This window comes from Brevibacillus sp. LEMMJ03 (assembly GCF_007197875.1).
GTDB classification, from domain to species: domain Bacteria; phylum Bacillota; class Bacilli; order Brevibacillales; family Brevibacillaceae; genus Brevibacillus; species Brevibacillus thermoruber.
On record NZ_VKJN01000013.1, the window covers coordinates 26,160 to 41,886 of the forward strand.

Here is a 15,727-nt window from a genome sequence, read left to right on the forward strand (position 1 = left end):
TTCTTGGATAGGAATGGTAATCCAGTCATAAAGGAATCCGTTCACCGGTGTCGAATCACTATGTAGGCTGTAAGGAGGGATTTTGTTGCCGAAAAGGTGGCCCTTCTTCCTTGTCATTCTGGTGTCGTTCGGTCTGGTCGTGACTGCCGGACTGCTCGGGGGTGTGCATCTTCCAAATAAGAACATGCCAAAAGTGCAACATTTTCCCCCGGTTCCTACGTCTATAAGCACAAGCGGGGAGGAAGCCGCTGCAGCGCGGGAACGAACGGCCGAAAAGGACGAAGCCGTCGTACCCAGGCAGTGGTATCGAAATCGGGTGGTGGTGCTGACCTACCACCATGTGTCGAACCAATTGAACCAACGCTATGTGATTGACCCGGACCAATTTGCCCGGCATATGGCGTTTTTGCGCGAGAATGACCTGCATCCGATTTCGCTGTCGGAGTTTTTGCGTTTTGTCGACACCGGCGTGCTGTCCACCGACAACGCCGTGCTGATTACGTTTGACGATGGATACGAGAGTTACTACACGCATGCGTTTCCCGTGCTGCGCCGGTACCAGTTTCCATCCGTCAATTTTGCCATAGCAGGTCGGCTGCGGGACACCGTGGAGCGCAAGCGAGAAAATATGACGACACCGTTGACTCGCCAACAGATAAAAGAAATGCTCGTTTCCGGGCTGGTGGATATCGGCTCACACACTTACAGTCTGCATGAACAGGCCGCCAGCAGCGAATGGGGAGAATGGGGGCCAAAGACCGCTCCCGTATACATGGAGGATGTGCAGCGCCTGGAAGACGAGCAGGAATACCGGAACCGATTGTACGTTGACTTTACCATGTCCCGCGTCGGCCTGAGCGATCTGGTGGGCCGACCGGTGGATACCATATCCTTGCCGTTCGGCTTTTTCAATGACATCGTTCTGCAGACAGCCCAACAAGCCGGCTACCGTTACGTGTTCAACTCCAATCCGGGAGTGGTGACACCCGGCGTCAATCCGCTGGCCATCCCGCGCTTTGACGTCGGTTTGCGCGAGATGGATACTGCCCAACTCCACCAGCTATTTACGAAAGCGAAAAACGGATTTGAAGGAGAGCAGGAATGAATCAGGCAATCAGCATCAGCATGTTGGATGGAGTGATTAAACGAACGATTGAGACGGTGGAGGCAAGCAAGGCGCAAATCTTTGAGATTTCGGAACATGCACGCCAGCAGGGCAATGCGTTAAAGCTGGAATTGCATGAATTGCGACAAGAAATTTCCAAAGTGATACAAAAGGTGGACGCGCTGGAGCTCGCCTACCGCAAGTCGCGCAACCGGCTGGTGCTGGTGAGCCGCAACTTCCACACCTATACGGAAGAAGACATCCGCATCGCGTACGAGGAAGCGAGCCGCATCCAGGTGGAGCTGTCCATTTTCCGGGAACGGGAAAACAACCTGAAGCGCAGGCGCAATGATCTGGAGCGGCAGCTTCGCAATCTGGAGGAGACGATCGAGCGGGCGGAAAAGCTGGTCACGCAGATGGGGGTTGTGCTCGGGTACCTGACCGGCGACTTGAGCAAGGTCGACGAAGCGCTGGAGACGGCCAAGCAGCATCAGATGATGGGGTTGAAGATCATTCAGGCCCAGGAGGAAGAACGGAAGCGCGTCGCGCGCGAAATTCACGACGGTCCGGCCCAATCGATGGCCAACGTGGTGCTGCGCTCGGAAATCGTGGAGAAGATGCTGAAAAACGACCGCATCCTGGAAGCGCAGATGGAACTGTACGAACTGAAAGAGATGGTCCGCATGAGCTTGGCCGATGTTAGGCGGATCATTTTTGACCTGCGGCCGATGGCGCTGGACGATTTGGGGCTGGTGCCCACGCTGCAGAAATACATTCAAACCTACGAGGAGCGAACGCACGTCTCCGTCGACCTGGTCGTGTTTGGCGTGGAGCAGCCGCTCAAGAGCTCCGTCAAAGCCGCCATCTTCCGTCTGGTACAGGAGTGCCTGAACAACGTGGAAAAGCATGCGGGGGCCAGCACGGTCCAGGTGAAACTCGAGTTCTTGGAGGATTCGCTGGTTCTCGTTGTCAAAGATGACGGGGTCGGCTTTGACGTAGACAAGCGCACAGCCAAAGGAGGGTCCTTTGGGCTGTTGGGAATGAAGGAGCGGGCGCAGCTGCTCGAGGGTACGATGGAGCTGCAGTCGTCGCCTGGAGAAGGAACGAAAGTGATGTTTCAAATACCGGTTAAATTTTGAGTGCGAAATCGTGCATAGGGAGGATGAACATGGAGAAAAGGCAGCAAGAAATCCGGATTGTCATTGTGGACGATCATCAACTGTTCCGTGAAGGCGTAAAGCGGATTTTGGAAATGGAGAGCGATTTTCGGGTAATCGGCGAAGGTTCCGACGGGGAAGAGGCGTATCGCCTCGCCGAGGAGCACAAGCCGGATGTGGTCCTGATGGACATTAACATGCCCAATGTCAACGGTGTCTCCGCCGCGGAACACGTCATTTCCGTAAGCCCGGATACCCGTGTGATCATCCTGTCCATTCATGACGACGAAGGCTACGTGTACCGCACGCTGCGTTCCGGAGCGTCCGGCTATCTGCTGAAAGAGATGGGGACGAACGATCTGGTGGAAGCCGTTCGCGTGGTGGCCGGAGGCGGCGCGTATATCCATCCGAAAGTAACAGGCAAGCTGATTGAAGAGTTTCGCCGCCTGAGCGAACAGGAAGGAGCGTCGGAACGGACGTTTGCGGTAGAGGATTCGGAGCCGGTCGATCCCAAGGTGATCGAGTCGCTGACCCGCCGCGAGCGCGAGGTCCTGCAGTTGATGGCGGAAGGGAAGAGCAACCGGGCCATCGGGGAGTTTTTGTTTATCAGTGAGAAGACGGTCAAAAACCACGTCAGCAGCATTTTGCAAAAACTGAGCGTTCAGGACCGGACGTAGGCCGTGGTCATTTCCATCAAAAACGGCTGGGTAAAACTGTAAAACAAGAAGGCGGCTGCACCATGAACAAGCCATTCCGCATACCTTGATTGCAGGAGGAGGTATGACCGTGATGGAAGAGTTGGTGGTGTGGCTGTTGGCGGCATATGGCTGCTCCTCTCTGATGGTGACGCTTGCAAACCGCTGGATCAGCCGGATGGCGGAACGCGCGGACCAATCATGCGTGCATTACCGGCTGCTGCTCGGCAACTCGGAGCAGGTGGTGGAATACGCGGTCCGGCGGCTGCAGGTCCGTTCGTATTGGAGCGGCACGCCCATACGCATCTCGTATGTCGATTACGGATCGACTGATGATACATGTGGCATCATGGCTGTTTTGAAACGGGCCGGCCACCTCTGCGCCGACAACGGGGAAGAGGCGGCTGCCGTCCCGGCCGTGACCATAGACCTTCGCCGTACGGGCGAGTGGGAGCGCGCGATGTAGCGCGCTTTTTCTTTTGCCGTGGTTCCGCTTCACGGGACGATGGTTGTCCCGAAATATTTGCGGGCAGCCGCTGTCTTTTTGCACACTGGTCGTGTGGAGACAAGGGGGACGGAGGCGGTAGTGTGCGAGAGTACCTGCTCTATGTAAAAGTGGGGGACGAGGCGGCGCACGTGTATGTGACGCCGTGTTTTGCGGTGGATCAGACGTATTGGCGGGAGCGGGACGGCTGCAGGCTCCACGTCATCGGCAAAAGCCCGTCGCTGGCGCTGGCCTTTTACCTGAGAGGAGTGCTGAACGCGCGGCTGCAGGGACGGGACGTCGGGGAAGAGGATATTGCCGCCATGCGGGAATGGGCGCTGGCGCATGTCAGGGAAACCAACGCCTTGTACGGCCGGGAAGCGCGGGACATGCAGCCGCTCAGGGGAGAGTGGTTTTTGTTCGAGAGGGCCGGGGAAGACGCGGGGGATGCGGATGGCCGACAGGCTGATGAGGGGGAAGATGCCGATGCCGGGAGGGAGGCACCGTTCGGTCCGGGAGCCCCTTTCTCCGCTGGTGCCCTTCCCGATCTTCGCGCAGACAGCGAGCGGCTGCATCTGCTGCTGCAGGGACGCGCTTTGCTGCTGGAAGAGCTGGACGGCTTTCTGCACAGGCGCGGCTGGACAGGAAGTCTGCGCGGGGAATGTCTGCAGTGGCTGGTTCTCGACGGGAAAGCGGAGTGGCGGCCGGGCATTGAGCTGTTTGTGAGGCGGGACTGGTGGCGCCGCCGTTTGGCGATGCGGTGCGGCCGATGCGGCAGCGAGCGGGGGATCGCGCTCACGCTCTGCCACTCCTGCGGGCAGGGCTGCGCATACTGCACGACATGTTTGGACATGGGCAGAAGCAAATGCTGCACGCCGTATCTCTGCGTTCCCGGCAAACGCACCCGCTTTCGCAAGGACAGCGCGGCGGCCGCTCTCCAGTGGGAGGGGCGGTATTCGCAGATGCAGGCGGCAGCGGCGGAACGGGCCAGGCGCTTCGTGGCGGCCAGCAGACCGGGGCCTTCGGCGTTTTTGATGTGGGCGGTCTGCGGAGCGGGGAAAACCGAGCTCTTGTTCCCAGCCATCCGGGAGACGCTGGCGGACGGCGGACCGGTGTTGATCGCCACGCCGCGCAAGGACGTGGTGCTGGAGTTGGCGCCCCGTTTGCAGCGCGTTTTCCCGGGGGCGCGCGTGATCGCCGTTCACGGGTCCAGCCGGGAGAAATGGGAGGACGCCGACATTACCGTCGCCACCACCCACCAGGTGATGCGGTACTATCAGCGCTTTCCCCTGGTCGTGCTGGATGAGGCTGACGCTTTTCCGTACCACAACAACCCTGTCTTGTACCGGGCGGTTTCCCGCGCCGTTCAGCCCGGTGGGAAAACCCTGTATCTGAGCGCCACGCCGCCCCGCTATTTGCGGAAGCGGCTAGTCCCATCCGCATTTCGTTTCCCGACACACTCCGCTACCCACGTGCTGCTGCCGGGGCGGTATCACGGGTTTCCTCTGCCGGTGCCCAGGGTGTGCACGGTGGCTGCCCTGGACAAGCGGATGCGGCAGGGGCGTCCCGTGCCGCCGCTTCTCGATGGTGTCAAGGCTTCCCTCGCAGCCGGCCGTCAGGTGTTCGTCTTTGTCCCGCGGGTGGAGGACGTTCCCCGGGTCCTGCAGTATTTGCAGGCCCGCCTGCCGGATCACGCAAACGCGATGGCGGGCGTCCATGCCGCCGATCCGGAGCGGGAGCAGAAGGTGCGCCTCTTTCGGGACAAGCGTCATGCGGTGATGGTGACCACCACCATTCTGGAGCGGGGCGTTACCATTCCGCGCAGCGACGTGATTGTGGTCGGGGCGGATGCCCCCGTTTTTGACGAGGCCTCCCTCGTCCAGATTGCCGGACGCGTGGGCCGCTCCGCCGACGCGCCGGAGGGAACGGTGCTGTTTATCCAGTCTCATCGTTCCACCGCACCCTACGCTGCCATCAGGCAGATTCGCAGGATGAACCGGCTGGCGGAGCGGCTGCGGAAAAAGGAGGCGCCATCATGCTGCGGGAGCCGTGTGTAAGCTGTGGCGGCCGGGTGGCCTCGCGGGAGCGGGAGGCGGCGGTCCGGCGCTTGTCTCTGACCATAGCGCGTTCCGCCCGCTACCCGGCGGTCTACCGACTGCTGGACGGACTGGGGCTGTGTGCCGATTGTCTTCGGCTCCTGCCGCTCTTGGGAGAGCGGATTTGCATCCAGTGCGGACGGGATATGGGCGGCCGGACGCCTTCCCTGCTGTCGGATCGACAGAAGTGCGGGGACTGCGCGTCTGTCAGGGATGAACCGTTGGCAGGCAACCGGGGGCTGCTTGTCTACAACGAGTGGGGAAAAGACATGCTCAGCCGTTTCAAATACAGAGGAGACGAACGCATGGCCGGCTTGTTTGCCGCTTTGCTGGCGCTGGCCTTTTACCGCTACTACGGATCAATCCGGTTCCGGTGTGCAGCGGCTGTTCCGCTCCATGACAACCGTTTGCGGGAGCGCGGCTTCAACCAGGTGGAGCTGATGGTGAGCGGTCTGGGCAAACGCATCGGCGTGGAGGTTGTCCCCCTGCTGGCGCGGACGAGACATACCCCGAAACTGAGCAGGCAGGGAGGGCGTACGGCGCGGCAGGAGAGCATGCGGGGAGCGTTTGAGTGGGTGGGCCCCGCATCCTGTCGTAAACGCGAGCCGGATATCGTTGGGGATGGCGGCGGATCAGATGTCCGTGAACGTGGGGGCACGCTGCTCTGGTGGCGGAGAATCGGCTCGGCATTTCTTGGGCGTCGGCTCATGGCTCCCGACGCCATCCTGCTCGTGGACGATATCTACACCACCGGTTCCACGCTGCGTGCGTGCGCGGAGACAATCAGGGGGCAGGTGGGGCATGGCTGCCGCGTCTATTCGCTGACGGTCTTTCGGTAGAACGGCCGGCCGTCTCACAACTCTGTCAGATTCTCTTGATAGCCATCTTGGAAAAAATACGCTATGATGGAAGTACAGCGGGAAGAACATCAAGAGCAAGAACGGGGAGATAAAAGGAGTTGTGCTTATGTCGCTGGGCAAACTGTCTAACTGCTCGCGCTGCGGTGCCCTGTTTGTGCAGGTCGTTCGCGATATTTGCCCCACATGTCATCAGACGATCGAAAAAGAGTATGAACGGTGCGCCTCCTATCTGCGGAAGCGGGAAAACCGGGGGGCGACGATCTATCAGCTCAGTGAAGCAACCGGGGTTTCCGTTAAACAGATTACCCGATTTATCAGAGAGAGACGAATCTCCATCGCCAACAACCCCAACATGGGATATCCGTGCGAGAGATGCGGGTCCTTGATTCGCAGCGGACAGTATTGTGACGACTGCACCAAGCATCTGCAGCGGGACATCGTGCAGGATCTTGACGTTGAGCGGCGCCTGGAAGAAGAAAAGAGGATCCGCTTGGCGGAGGCTACCTATCGAAGAAAGCCGAATCGTGACGAATAGTTTTCGCGGAAAAAACTAATCGATCGCCGACATTTTGCCGATGATACTACTAAGAAGTATCATCGGTTTTGTTGTTCAGATGAGGATATGGAGCGATCCTGCTCCCCAGTCTTTTATGTCTGTTTGGATTGAGAGGATGGTTTTTCAGATGCGCATACAGGAACCGAACCGCACGGGAATGATAAACGCCTACAGCAAAACGGGTCAGACGCCGGTCGGCAAAGAGCGAAAGGTGTCCATGGGCAAGGACGAAGTGAACATTTCGGCGGAAGCCCTGGAGATGCTGAAGCAGGTGGAGGACCCCGACTCTCCCGCGCGCCGGGAAAAGATACAGCGCTTGAAAAAGCAGGTGGAGGAAGGGACGTACCGCGTTCCCAGCGACAAGATTGCTGACAAGATCCTGTCCTTCTGGCGGAAGCTGTAAGGGATGCAGCGCGACAACCTCGAGAGGAAAGCTGAGGTGGCCTCATGACGAAGTGGCATGAACTCTACGAGCTGCTCGACAACTTGATCCAACTGCACAAGGCGCTGTATACGCTCGCCGTACAAAAAAAGGACGTGCTGATCAAGGGGAACGTGGATGAACTGGTGGCCATCACCAAGCAGGAACAGAAACTGATCAAGGCCGTCGGCAGCGCCGAGGAGGCCCGCCAGGCCGTGGTGGCCCACTTGTTCGCTTCCCTGGGTTTCACCCGGGACAACGGCACGATTTCCGACCTGATCAAGCTGACGACCAGCGCGGAAGAGAAGATGCGTCTGACCACGTACCGCGACGAACTGATGCGGATTGTCTCTGAACTGCGGGATGCCAACGAGCTCAATCAGCAGTTGTTGGAACAGTCCCTTTCTTTTGTCAACATGACGCTCAACCTGATCACGGATGCGCCGGAGGATGACTATATCTACGGAAATCCGGCGGCGGATACATATCGTCACACAAGCCGGACGCTATTCAATAAAAAAGCGTAAAGAGGTGTCTATATGCGTTCTACATTTCACGGGCTGGAAGTGAGCAAACGCGGGCTTTTTGCCCAACAGGCGGCATTGAATACCACCGGCCACAACATCGCCAACGCCAATACGGAAGGGTACACTCGTCAACGGGTAAACATGGTGGCCACACCCGGCATCCCCTATGTAGGCATGCACATGAACAGAGAGGCAGGACTGCTGGGGACTGGGGTTATGGCAAGCGACATTCAACGTCTGCGCGAAGATTTTTTGGATCTCCAGTATCGGAAAGAGAACAAGACGCTTGGGTACTGGGAAGTGAAGTTGGACGCCCTGAACAAGATCGAATCGATTTTGCAAGAACCGTCGGATACCGGCCTGCAGAAGGTCATGGACCAGATGTGGCAGGCGTGGCAGGATCTGTCCAAAGATGCGGCCGATCCATCCGCACGGGCGGTCGTACGTGAACGTTCAATAGCGGTAGCAGAAACGTTTGCCAATACCTATAATCATTTGCTGGATATTCAACGTGACTTTGACAACGTAATAAGCGTCAAAGTACAGGAAATCAACTCTCTCGCCAGTCAAATCGCCCACTTGAACACAATGATCAGTGACGTAGTTCCGCATGGATATGCGCCCAACGATTTGTACGACCAGCGCGATGTATTGATCGACAAATTGTCCAAGCTGACCGACGTAAAAGTGATCCAAGCTGAAAACGGCATGGTAAACATACAGATTGAAGGCAAGGACTTGGTAACCGGCAGGACGGCTGTACCGATGGCGGCGACCAAAAACGCGGTGACTGGCTTCTACGATATTGCGCTGGGCGGGGCGGCGTTCGTTCCGACGCAGGGAAGCTTGGCGGGGCTGGTGGAAGCGCGTGACAAAATCATACCTGACACCCTGAAGCAGCTCGATCTTTTGGCCATTAACCTGACGAAAGAGATCAATAATGTCCACAAAACGGGGCTTACGTTAACCGACATCCGCAACGGAAGCGCATCTTCGGCCATTCCGCTGTTTGTCGATGCAGTTACTGGGGGGAGCGCTGATCCTGCTGGAGCCAATCGAATCGCGATCAACCCGGCGATTCTTGCGAGTCTGGATAACATAGCCGCTGCCAAGCCGGATGCAAGTGGCAAAGGCTCGATGGGCAACAATGAAAATGCTCTGGCGATTGCGGCAATCAAGTTCAAAGTGATTCCGCCAGGTACCGGGCCCAATGATTTTAAAGAAGCAACGACGCTGGATGACTTCTATCGATACACCATCGGTCAACTGGGTGTCAACGGGCAGGAAGCGGCCCGCAATCAGAAAAACTCCGAGACGCTGGTCGGCATGGTGGATTCCCAAAGACAGTCCGTGTCCGGTGTTTCCATCGACGAAGAGCTGTCGAATTTGGTGAAATACCAGCAAGCGTACAATGCTTCCGCACGTGCAATGACCAGTGTGGATGAAGTTTTGGACAGGATTATTAACGGAATGGGACGTGTAGGACTGTAGTCGTTTGTGAATAGCTGTCGTAGGGGGATCAAGTATGGCAATGCGCGTGACGCAGAACATGTTAAACAATAATATGCTTCGCAACTTGCACAATTCCATGGGAAACATGAACAAGCTGCAGGAACAGCTCTCGTCGGGAAAAAAAATTTCCAAACCTTCGGATGATCCTGTAATCGCAGCGAGAGCGGTGTATTACCGGTCGGCTGTGATTGAAAATGAACAATACGTCAGCAACCTGAACCAGGCGCGTTCCTGGTTGGAAATGTCGGACAAGTCGCTGGAGGAGGGCAATAATGTTCTCCAACGGGTACGTGAGCTGTTGATCTACTCCGGTGACCCTGCCGTGGGTCCTGACTCGTTAAAAGCATTGGCCACGGAGATTACTCAACTAAAAGACCATTTGGGTACTGTTGCCAATCAGTCGATCAACGGTCGGTATATTTTTGCCGGAACGGATACATTGACACCTCCGTATGACCAAACAACAGGGGATTTTACCAATACGAACTCCGAACAGATTTCGTTGGAAGTATCGCAGCAAATCTTTCTCCCGATCAATCCGAACGGTCAGGCAGTCTTCAATTATCCCGATCCGGCCAACAATGTATTTAAACTCTTGGATAAAATCATTACAGATTTAAACAATGGTCAGCCAGTCACTCAATATCTGGATGATATGACGAGTCAAATTGACAACATGGTACGGGAACGGGCAGCACTGGGGGCACGTTCAAACCGCGTCGATCTGATTGAAGATCGCCTCCTCACCGAGGGTGTCACCATAACGGAACTGATGTCCGAGAATGAAGACACTGATATTGCCAAGGTCATTACCGATTTGAAAACGCAAGAGAATGTGCACCGCGCAGCTTTGGGAGCAGGGGCCCGCATCATTCAACCGTCGTTGTTGGACTTTCTCCGCTAAACGGTAAGAGGTAGGAGGGAGCGACCGTGCAGGTACCACAGATTCGGCTGCAGCAGACATTCGCGAAGTTGGGCTTGCAGATAACCAGGCCGGTGCAGGAAATCCAGCAGCCGCGTGCCGAGCTAAACTTGCATCAAGAACCCGCTGTTTTGGAGATTCGTCAGCCTCGGGGAGTTCTCACCATGGATACCTCGGAGGCCCAAGCCAACATCGACCTGCGCGGTCCCCTTCGCCGATCACGGGACAACGCGGAATACGGCTACCAAAAAGCGATGGAGGCGATCGCTCAAATAAGCGAGGAGGGGGACCGTCTCCGGGCGATTGAGAATAAAGGAAATCCGATTGCCGATATCGCCTTTGAGGAAAGCGTCATCTACCACAATACCGAGATTATTGCTGAGGGATCGCTGGTAGGGGATGGCGTGGAGATTCATTATGAGGCTCGGCGACCTGAGATTAATGTGCAGATAGGCGGCGTGCAGATGAATCCCGAAATCAAACGGCCTATTCACAATTACACACCAGGTAAAGTTGAGGGATACATTCGCCAGTGGAACAGCTTGAAAATTGATTTTGTCGGGTTGAATGTGGACAGGAAGCTGTGAATAACGAAGCAGTATCGCAGCAAGGAAGGAGCTGTCAACAATGGCTGATAGCAAAATGGAGCTGGCAAAACTCTTCTTTGAAGAAGGATTACCAGGGTTTTACGATCTCCGGTTCTTTCAATTAACCCAGGAAGAACCGGGGAGTTGTTTTTTTTCGCTGCAATCGTTGGAAGATGAGAGGATTGGATTTTGGTTGGTCGACCCGTTCGCTTATTTTAAAGACTATGAATTCGAACTGGACAGCCGCACTAAAAAGATGTTGGACATCACGGAAGACACCCGTATCTTTGTCGCGAATATCATCACGCTGCGGGAAGGCGGCCATGTGACCGTAAACCTGAAAGCGCCGATTGTCGTCAATCAAGACAATTGCAAGGCAATACAGCTGGTCCTTGACCACGAAACCTACAGTTTGCGGCAGCCCCTGTTTCAACTGCGGCAAGCTGCGGTGAGGGAGTAGGTGAGCACATGTTAGTCTTATCCCGAAAGAAAAACGAATCCATTATGATCGGGGACGCCATCGAAATTAAGATTATCGGGATTGAGGGTGATGTTGTCAGGATCGGCATTGAAGCTCCCAAAGAGACGGGAATCTATCGAAAAGAGATTTACATGGCTATTCAGGAGGAAAACAAGCTGGCTGCCCAGACAAAGTTGGACTGGGCGACACTGAAACAGTGGTCAGCCGAAACAGAAGATGAATCGGGCGAGAAATGACTCGTCCGATTTTTTGTAGAAAAATAAGAAAAAGCACTAAAAAAGTTTCTCCACTCTACCGATAAAAGAAATGTAAGGGGCGATGACGCAAGCGCGCGATTGCGTGATTGCCCAAAGAATTAGGCAAAAAGTCACAGGGACGTGACTTTTCACACTCAAGGAGGAATCGTACATGCGTATCAACCACAACATTTCTGCGTACAACACTCATCGTCAACTGACTTTCAACAACACCAACGCTTCCAAAAACATCGAACGTCTCTCTTCCGGTTACCGTATCAACCGCGCTGGCGATGACGCAGCAGGTCTGGCGATCTCCGAAAAAATGCGCGGCCAAATCCGCGGTTTGGAGCAAGCTACCCGCAACGCTCAAGATGGTATCTCCCTGATTCAAACGGCTGAGGGCGCACTGAACGAGACCCACTCCATCCTGCAACGTATGCGTGAACTGGCGGTTCAAGCTGCAAACGATACTAACACCGCTACCGACCGTGCGAATTTGCAGGCAGAAGTCGATCAATTGGTAACTGAAATTGACCGTATTGCTCAGAACACAGAATTCAACACCACCAAATTGTTGGATGGTAATGCGACAGTTACAGCAGGTCTGAAATTCCAAATCGGTGCTAACAAAGGTCAATCCATTACCCTTACGATCAGTGATATGCAAGCTGCTGCTCTCGGTGTTGGAGCTGGTACTATCCTGGTCGATACTCAAGCAAACGCTGACAATGCAATTAAATTGGTTGACGATGCAATTGAAAAAGTTTCTACGCAACGTGCGGATCTTGGTGCCGTGCAAAACCGTTTGGAGCATACCATCAACAACCTGGGAGCTTCCGCTGAGAACCTGACGGCAGCTGAGTCCCGCATCCGTGACGTAGACATGGCGAAAGAAATGATGGAGTTCACCAAGAACAACATCCTGACGCAAGCCGCTCAAGCGATGCTGGCTCAAGCAAACCAACAACCGCAAGGAGTACTCCAACTCCTCCGCTAATCACTCTTTTACAGCGTGAAAAAGAGGCCTTAGGACAATTCCTAGGGTCTCTTTCTTAAGTGCAAAAAATTTTTAACTTAATTGAATATTAAACTTAATTTTAGTAAGAGGGGGTACGTGCATGCAGGTCATGAAGAAGATAGCACTCGTATTTTTTGCGCTGATCGTCATGATTAACGGCTTGCCTACGGCCAGTGCGGCCACTAACTATGTGACAGCATCCAAGAGTGTAAATCCTACATCGATTACAACGGAGGAAGAAGCAGAAGTAACCCTGAACATTACGGGTACTCCACCAGTAAACGTTGTTAAACCAAATGACGTGATCCTAATCATCGACCGATCAGGTAGTATGTTGCAGGAAAACAAGATGAACGCGGCGAAAGAAGCTGCCAAGCAATTTATTGATCTTATTGATTTTACGAAGCATCGTGTCGGAATTGTCGATTTCAGTTCGGATGCCAGACAGTTTGATCTGACAACAGATGCAGCAGCTGCAAAGGCATATATTGATAAGCTTAGTGCCAATGGCGCTACAGCTACAGGTGATGCAATTGATAAAGCCAGGGAATTGTTGGCCAACCATCGACCTGAAGCACAGCCTGTCATCGTATTGATGACCGATGGTGACGCTACGGTTCCTCAGGGCACCGCATATGAATATGCACTACAAAAGGCGAATGAGGCAAAGAATGAGGGGATTGTATTTTATACAATCGCTTTGTTGTTATCCACAGACAATCCTGATACAAGTGGCCCGAATCTTTTGTTGAAAGAAATGGCGACTACGGCACATCACCACCATTTTGTTTTAGGTTCAGTCGGGCTTGCAGAAATCTACAAAGCAATCGTACAAGAAATCGGGATGGCCAGCGCGTATGACGTAGTCGTCACCGATACCGTTTCTCCTGAGTTTGAGATTGTACCTGGTTCCTATGACAACAACATTCCTCAACCGACAGTATCGGGCAATACGTTAACCTGGAATTTCCTTGAACTGAAAAACGATACTCTTACGTTCACGTACAAAATTAGACATAAACAAGGAGCCGCAATAGGCACGTTACCAACCTCTACGAAATCAATCATAAACTATAAAGACTATACAGGAGCAGCTCGTTATTTCTCCATACTACCGGTCAATCTTACTGTAAAATATCCTGCTCCAGTCATTACATCCGTTTTGAATGATAATGGCCATATTAACGGTGGAGAGACGGTTACGATCAACGGCGATAAATTCCGCCCGGGAGTAAAGGTTACGTTTGGTACCAATCAGGCTACCAATGTTCAATTGGTAAATGAGAAACAAATCACGGTAACCGCCCCTCCGGGAGTGCAAGGTGATACCACTGTAACTGTTGTGAACGATGACGGGCAAAAAGCTTCGGCTCCATATCATTATTATGCGCAGCCGGAAGTTACCAGCATTAATCCGGCAAGCGGTCCGCTGGCAGGAGGAAATACCATTACCATTTACGGTAAGTATTTCATGCCGGGCGTTACTGTGAAATTCGGAGATGCTAGCGGAAGTGTAACGAGATACGATGGTTACCTGAAAGTTGTAGTTCCCGCAGGTACGGCTCCGGGAGCGGTAAATCTGGAAATCAAGAATCCTGACGGTACAAAGGTGGATGTCCCCAATGGGTACACATATGAAGCACCACCCGTAATATTGCCGAAAATTACTGCCCTTTCTCCAAACAGCGGATTGGTTTCAGGCAACGAATATGTGTATATATCGGGAGAAAACTTTGCCAGCGGGTTAAAAGTATATTTTGGAAGTTATCAGGCGACCGTAACAAATTATTACTCCGCGACTAGCATTAAAGTGAAAACGCCTGCTGTTTCGCAGGCGGGGCCTGTTGATGTGAAGATTGTAAATCCCGATGGACAAGAGGCAACGTTGACGAACGGGTTTACGTACAATCCTTTACCTCCTGCACCGGCACCGGAAGTTACTTCCGCTTCTCCAAACAACGGTCTTATGGCCGGTGGAGAAACTGTTTATGTAAATGGAAAGAACTTTGAAAACGGCCTGAAGGTTTATTTTGGTTCGAATGAGGCAACACTACTTTCCTATCTTTCCAACACGCAAGTGAAAGTAAAGGCACCGCAATCTACCGTTGAAGGTCCTGTAGATGTTTCCGTAGTGAATCCGGACGGACAGTCTGGAGTGTTGACAGGGGGCTATATCTATAAAGCTGCAGAGATCAAACCGGCACCGACGATCACAAGCATTAATCCGAATACAGGGATTACCGCTGGTGGAACGGCTGTGTTCATTACCGGTAAGGATTTTCAAACGGGAGCAAAAGTCACTTTTGGCAACAAAACAGTAAATTTGGACTACTACTATGACGCGACAAGAGTGAAAGTAAAGACACCGGTAGTTGCAAGTGCAGGTCCTGTCGATGTGACGATTACCAATCCGGATGGTCAAAGCTTTACCGTATCGCAAGGTTTCACCTATCAAGATCCACAAGTTACGATCAGCAGCCTGTCGCCAAATAGCGGACCGGTAACTGGCGGAACAAGCGTTTATGTAACTGGGCAAAACTTTGATCCGAATCTGACCGTTACAGTCGACGGTATGCAAGTTCCAATCGATACTTACTTTGACAGCACGAGATTCAAGATCAAAATGCCGAGCGCATCTGCGGTAGGTCCGGTTGATATTGTCGTTACGAATCCTTCGGGTCAGTCTGCTACTGCGACATATACGTATGTAGAACCGCCATCCTTGCCAGTGCCTACGTTAACCAAGCTCAGTACGACAAGTGGACCGGTAAGCGGTGGAACCTACGTTTACATTGACGGTACGAATTTGGAGCAAGTAAAAATATCGTTTGGTGGAGTTGTAGTAAGCCCGACAACCATACTTAGCCCAACGAAGATAAAAGTCCGCGTGCCGGCGGCGAGCGGACCGGGAATTGTAGACGTAAAAGCAATCAATGCGGAAGGAAAGGAAAGCAACGCACTTCCATTTGAATACAAGTAAATTTGAATAAAAAGTAACTAATTAAATCAAGGATCCTCAGGGTGAATGTAGTGTACTTTCACTCTGGGGACTTTCTTTTTGATTTTA

The 15,727-nt window shown here is 53.5% G+C and carries 16 protein-coding genes; all 16 read left to right on the forward strand.

What is annotated here, in order from left to right:
• Positions 1-85 precede the first annotated feature (85 nt).
• The 16 genes from FOI68_RS16475 (at position 86) to FOI68_RS16550 (ending at position 15,640) form a co-directional block, all read left to right on the forward strand.
• Complete coding sequence (locus FOI68_RS16475; protein ID WP_044898888.1) at positions 86-1,105, forward strand: polysaccharide deacetylase family protein; 1,020 nt, start codon at positions 86-88, stop codon at positions 1,103-1,105.
• On the forward strand, positions 1,102-2,244 hold the full coding sequence (locus FOI68_RS16480; protein WP_143863772.1) for a sensor histidine kinase: 1,143 nt from the start codon (positions 1,102-1,104) through the stop codon (positions 2,242-2,244). Before FOI68_RS16475 ends, FOI68_RS16480 begins: the two co-directional genes overlap by 4 nt.
• Before the next feature lie 29 nt (positions 2,245-2,273).
• Positions 2,274-2,939, forward strand: a complete 666-nt coding sequence (locus tag FOI68_RS16485; RefSeq protein ID WP_143863773.1) for a response regulator — start codon at positions 2,274-2,276, stop codon at positions 2,937-2,939.
• A gap of 112 nt (positions 2,940-3,051) precedes the next feature.
• Positions 3,052-3,423 carry a glycosyltransferase family 2 protein gene (locus tag FOI68_RS16490; protein ID WP_185973972.1) on the forward strand — a complete coding sequence of 124 codons (372 nt, stop codon included), beginning with the start codon at positions 3,052-3,054 and terminating at the stop codon, positions 3,421-3,423.
• A gap of 122 nt (positions 3,424-3,545) precedes the next feature.
• Complete coding sequence (locus FOI68_RS16495) at positions 3,546-5,498, forward strand: ATP-dependent helicase ComFA (RefSeq protein WP_143863775.1); 1,953 nt, start codon at positions 3,546-3,548, stop codon at positions 5,496-5,498.
• A complete protein-coding gene (locus FOI68_RS23570) occupies positions 5,477-6,376 on the forward strand; it encodes a ComF family protein (RefSeq protein WP_185973970.1) in 900 nt (299 codons plus the stop codon). The genes FOI68_RS16495 and FOI68_RS23570 overlap by 22 nt, the downstream gene beginning before the upstream one ends.
• Positions 6,377-6,503: 127 nt before the next feature.
• Complete coding sequence (locus FOI68_RS16505; protein ID WP_029100301.1) at positions 6,504-6,932, forward strand: TIGR03826 family flagellar region protein; 429 nt, start codon at positions 6,504-6,506, stop codon at positions 6,930-6,932.
• A 148-nt stretch (positions 6,933-7,080) separates the two neighbouring features.
• Positions 7,081-7,356 carry a flagellar biosynthesis anti-sigma factor FlgM gene (gene flgM, locus FOI68_RS16510; RefSeq protein WP_035295905.1) on the forward strand — a complete coding sequence of 92 codons (276 nt, stop codon included), beginning with the start codon at positions 7,081-7,083 and terminating at the stop codon, positions 7,354-7,356.
• Positions 7,357-7,400: 44 nt separating this feature from the next.
• The gene (locus tag FOI68_RS16515) at positions 7,401-7,901 is read left to right on the forward strand and encodes a flagellar protein FlgN (RefSeq protein WP_029100299.1); all 501 of its coding nucleotides are present in this window, start codon (positions 7,401-7,403) and stop codon (positions 7,899-7,901) included.
• Positions 7,902-7,913: 12 nt separating this feature from the next.
• Positions 7,914-9,392 (forward strand): flagellar hook-associated protein FlgK, encoded by a 1,479-nt coding sequence (flgK, locus tag FOI68_RS16520; RefSeq protein ID WP_029100298.1) that lies wholly within the window; start codon positions 7,914-7,916, stop codon positions 9,390-9,392.
• 34 nt (positions 9,393-9,426) lie between these two features.
• Positions 9,427-10,317, forward strand: a complete 891-nt coding sequence (gene flgL, locus FOI68_RS16525) for a flagellar hook-associated protein FlgL (protein WP_143863776.1) — start codon at positions 9,427-9,429, stop codon at positions 10,315-10,317.
• A gap of 26 nt (positions 10,318-10,343) precedes the next feature.
• Positions 10,344-10,922: a DUF6470 family protein gene (locus tag FOI68_RS16530; protein WP_143863777.1), complete on the forward strand. Its 579-nt coding sequence runs from the start codon at positions 10,344-10,346 to the stop codon at positions 10,920-10,922.
• 40 nt (positions 10,923-10,962) lie between these two features.
• Positions 10,963-11,382, forward strand: coding sequence for a flagellar assembly protein FliW (locus tag FOI68_RS16535; protein WP_143863778.1), 420 nt, complete (start codon positions 10,963-10,965; stop codon positions 11,380-11,382).
• An 8-nt stretch (positions 11,383-11,390) separates the two neighbouring features.
• Complete coding sequence (gene csrA / locus FOI68_RS16540) at positions 11,391-11,639, forward strand: carbon storage regulator CsrA (protein WP_143863779.1); 249 nt, start codon at positions 11,391-11,393, stop codon at positions 11,637-11,639.
• A 172-nt stretch (positions 11,640-11,811) separates the two neighbouring features.
• Entirely contained in the window at positions 11,812-12,639 is an 828-nt protein-coding gene (locus FOI68_RS16545) for a flagellin N-terminal helical domain-containing protein (RefSeq protein WP_143863780.1), read from the forward strand.
• 121 nt (positions 12,640-12,760) lie between these two features.
• Positions 12,761-15,640, forward strand: coding sequence for an IPT/TIG domain-containing protein (locus tag FOI68_RS16550; RefSeq protein WP_143863781.1), 2,880 nt, complete (start codon positions 12,761-12,763; stop codon positions 15,638-15,640).
• Positions 15,641-15,727 lie beyond the last annotated feature (87 nt).

Excerpts from the sequence above, each read along its gene's own strand:
- FOI68_RS16480 (WP_143863772.1), top strand. The coding sequence starts at position 1,102 with ATGAATCAGGCAATCAGCATCAGCATGTTGGATGGAGTGATTAAACGA.
- FOI68_RS16485 (WP_143863773.1), top strand. The coding sequence starts at position 2,274 with ATGGAGAAAAGGCAGCAAGAAATCCGGATTGTCATTGTGGACGATCAT.
- FOI68_RS16490 (WP_185973972.1), top strand. The coding sequence starts at position 3,052 with ATGGAAGAGTTGGTGGTGTGGCTGTTGGCGGCATATGGCTGCTCCTCT.
- FOI68_RS23570 (WP_185973970.1), top strand. The coding sequence starts at position 5,477 with ATGCTGCGGGAGCCGTGTGTAAGCTGTGGCGGCCGGGTGGCCTCGCGG.
- FOI68_RS16505 (WP_029100301.1), top strand. The coding sequence starts at position 6,504 with ATGTCGCTGGGCAAACTGTCTAACTGCTCGCGCTGCGGTGCCCTGTTT.
- flgM (WP_035295905.1), top strand. The coding sequence starts at position 7,081 with ATGCGCATACAGGAACCGAACCGCACGGGAATGATAAACGCCTACAGC.
- FOI68_RS16515 (WP_029100299.1), top strand. The coding sequence starts at position 7,401 with ATGACGAAGTGGCATGAACTCTACGAGCTGCTCGACAACTTGATCCAA.
- flgK (WP_029100298.1), top strand. The coding sequence starts at position 7,914 with ATGCGTTCTACATTTCACGGGCTGGAAGTGAGCAAACGCGGGCTTTTT.
- flgL (WP_143863776.1), top strand. The coding sequence starts at position 9,427 with ATGGCAATGCGCGTGACGCAGAACATGTTAAACAATAATATGCTTCGC.
- FOI68_RS16535 (WP_143863778.1), top strand. The coding sequence starts at position 10,963 with ATGGCTGATAGCAAAATGGAGCTGGCAAAACTCTTCTTTGAAGAAGGA.
- csrA (WP_143863779.1), top strand. The coding sequence starts at position 11,391 with ATGTTAGTCTTATCCCGAAAGAAAAACGAATCCATTATGATCGGGGAC.
- FOI68_RS16545 (WP_143863780.1), top strand. The coding sequence starts at position 11,812 with ATGCGTATCAACCACAACATTTCTGCGTACAACACTCATCGTCAACTG.
- FOI68_RS16550 (WP_143863781.1), top strand. The coding sequence starts at position 12,761 with ATGCAGGTCATGAAGAAGATAGCACTCGTATTTTTTGCGCTGATCGTC.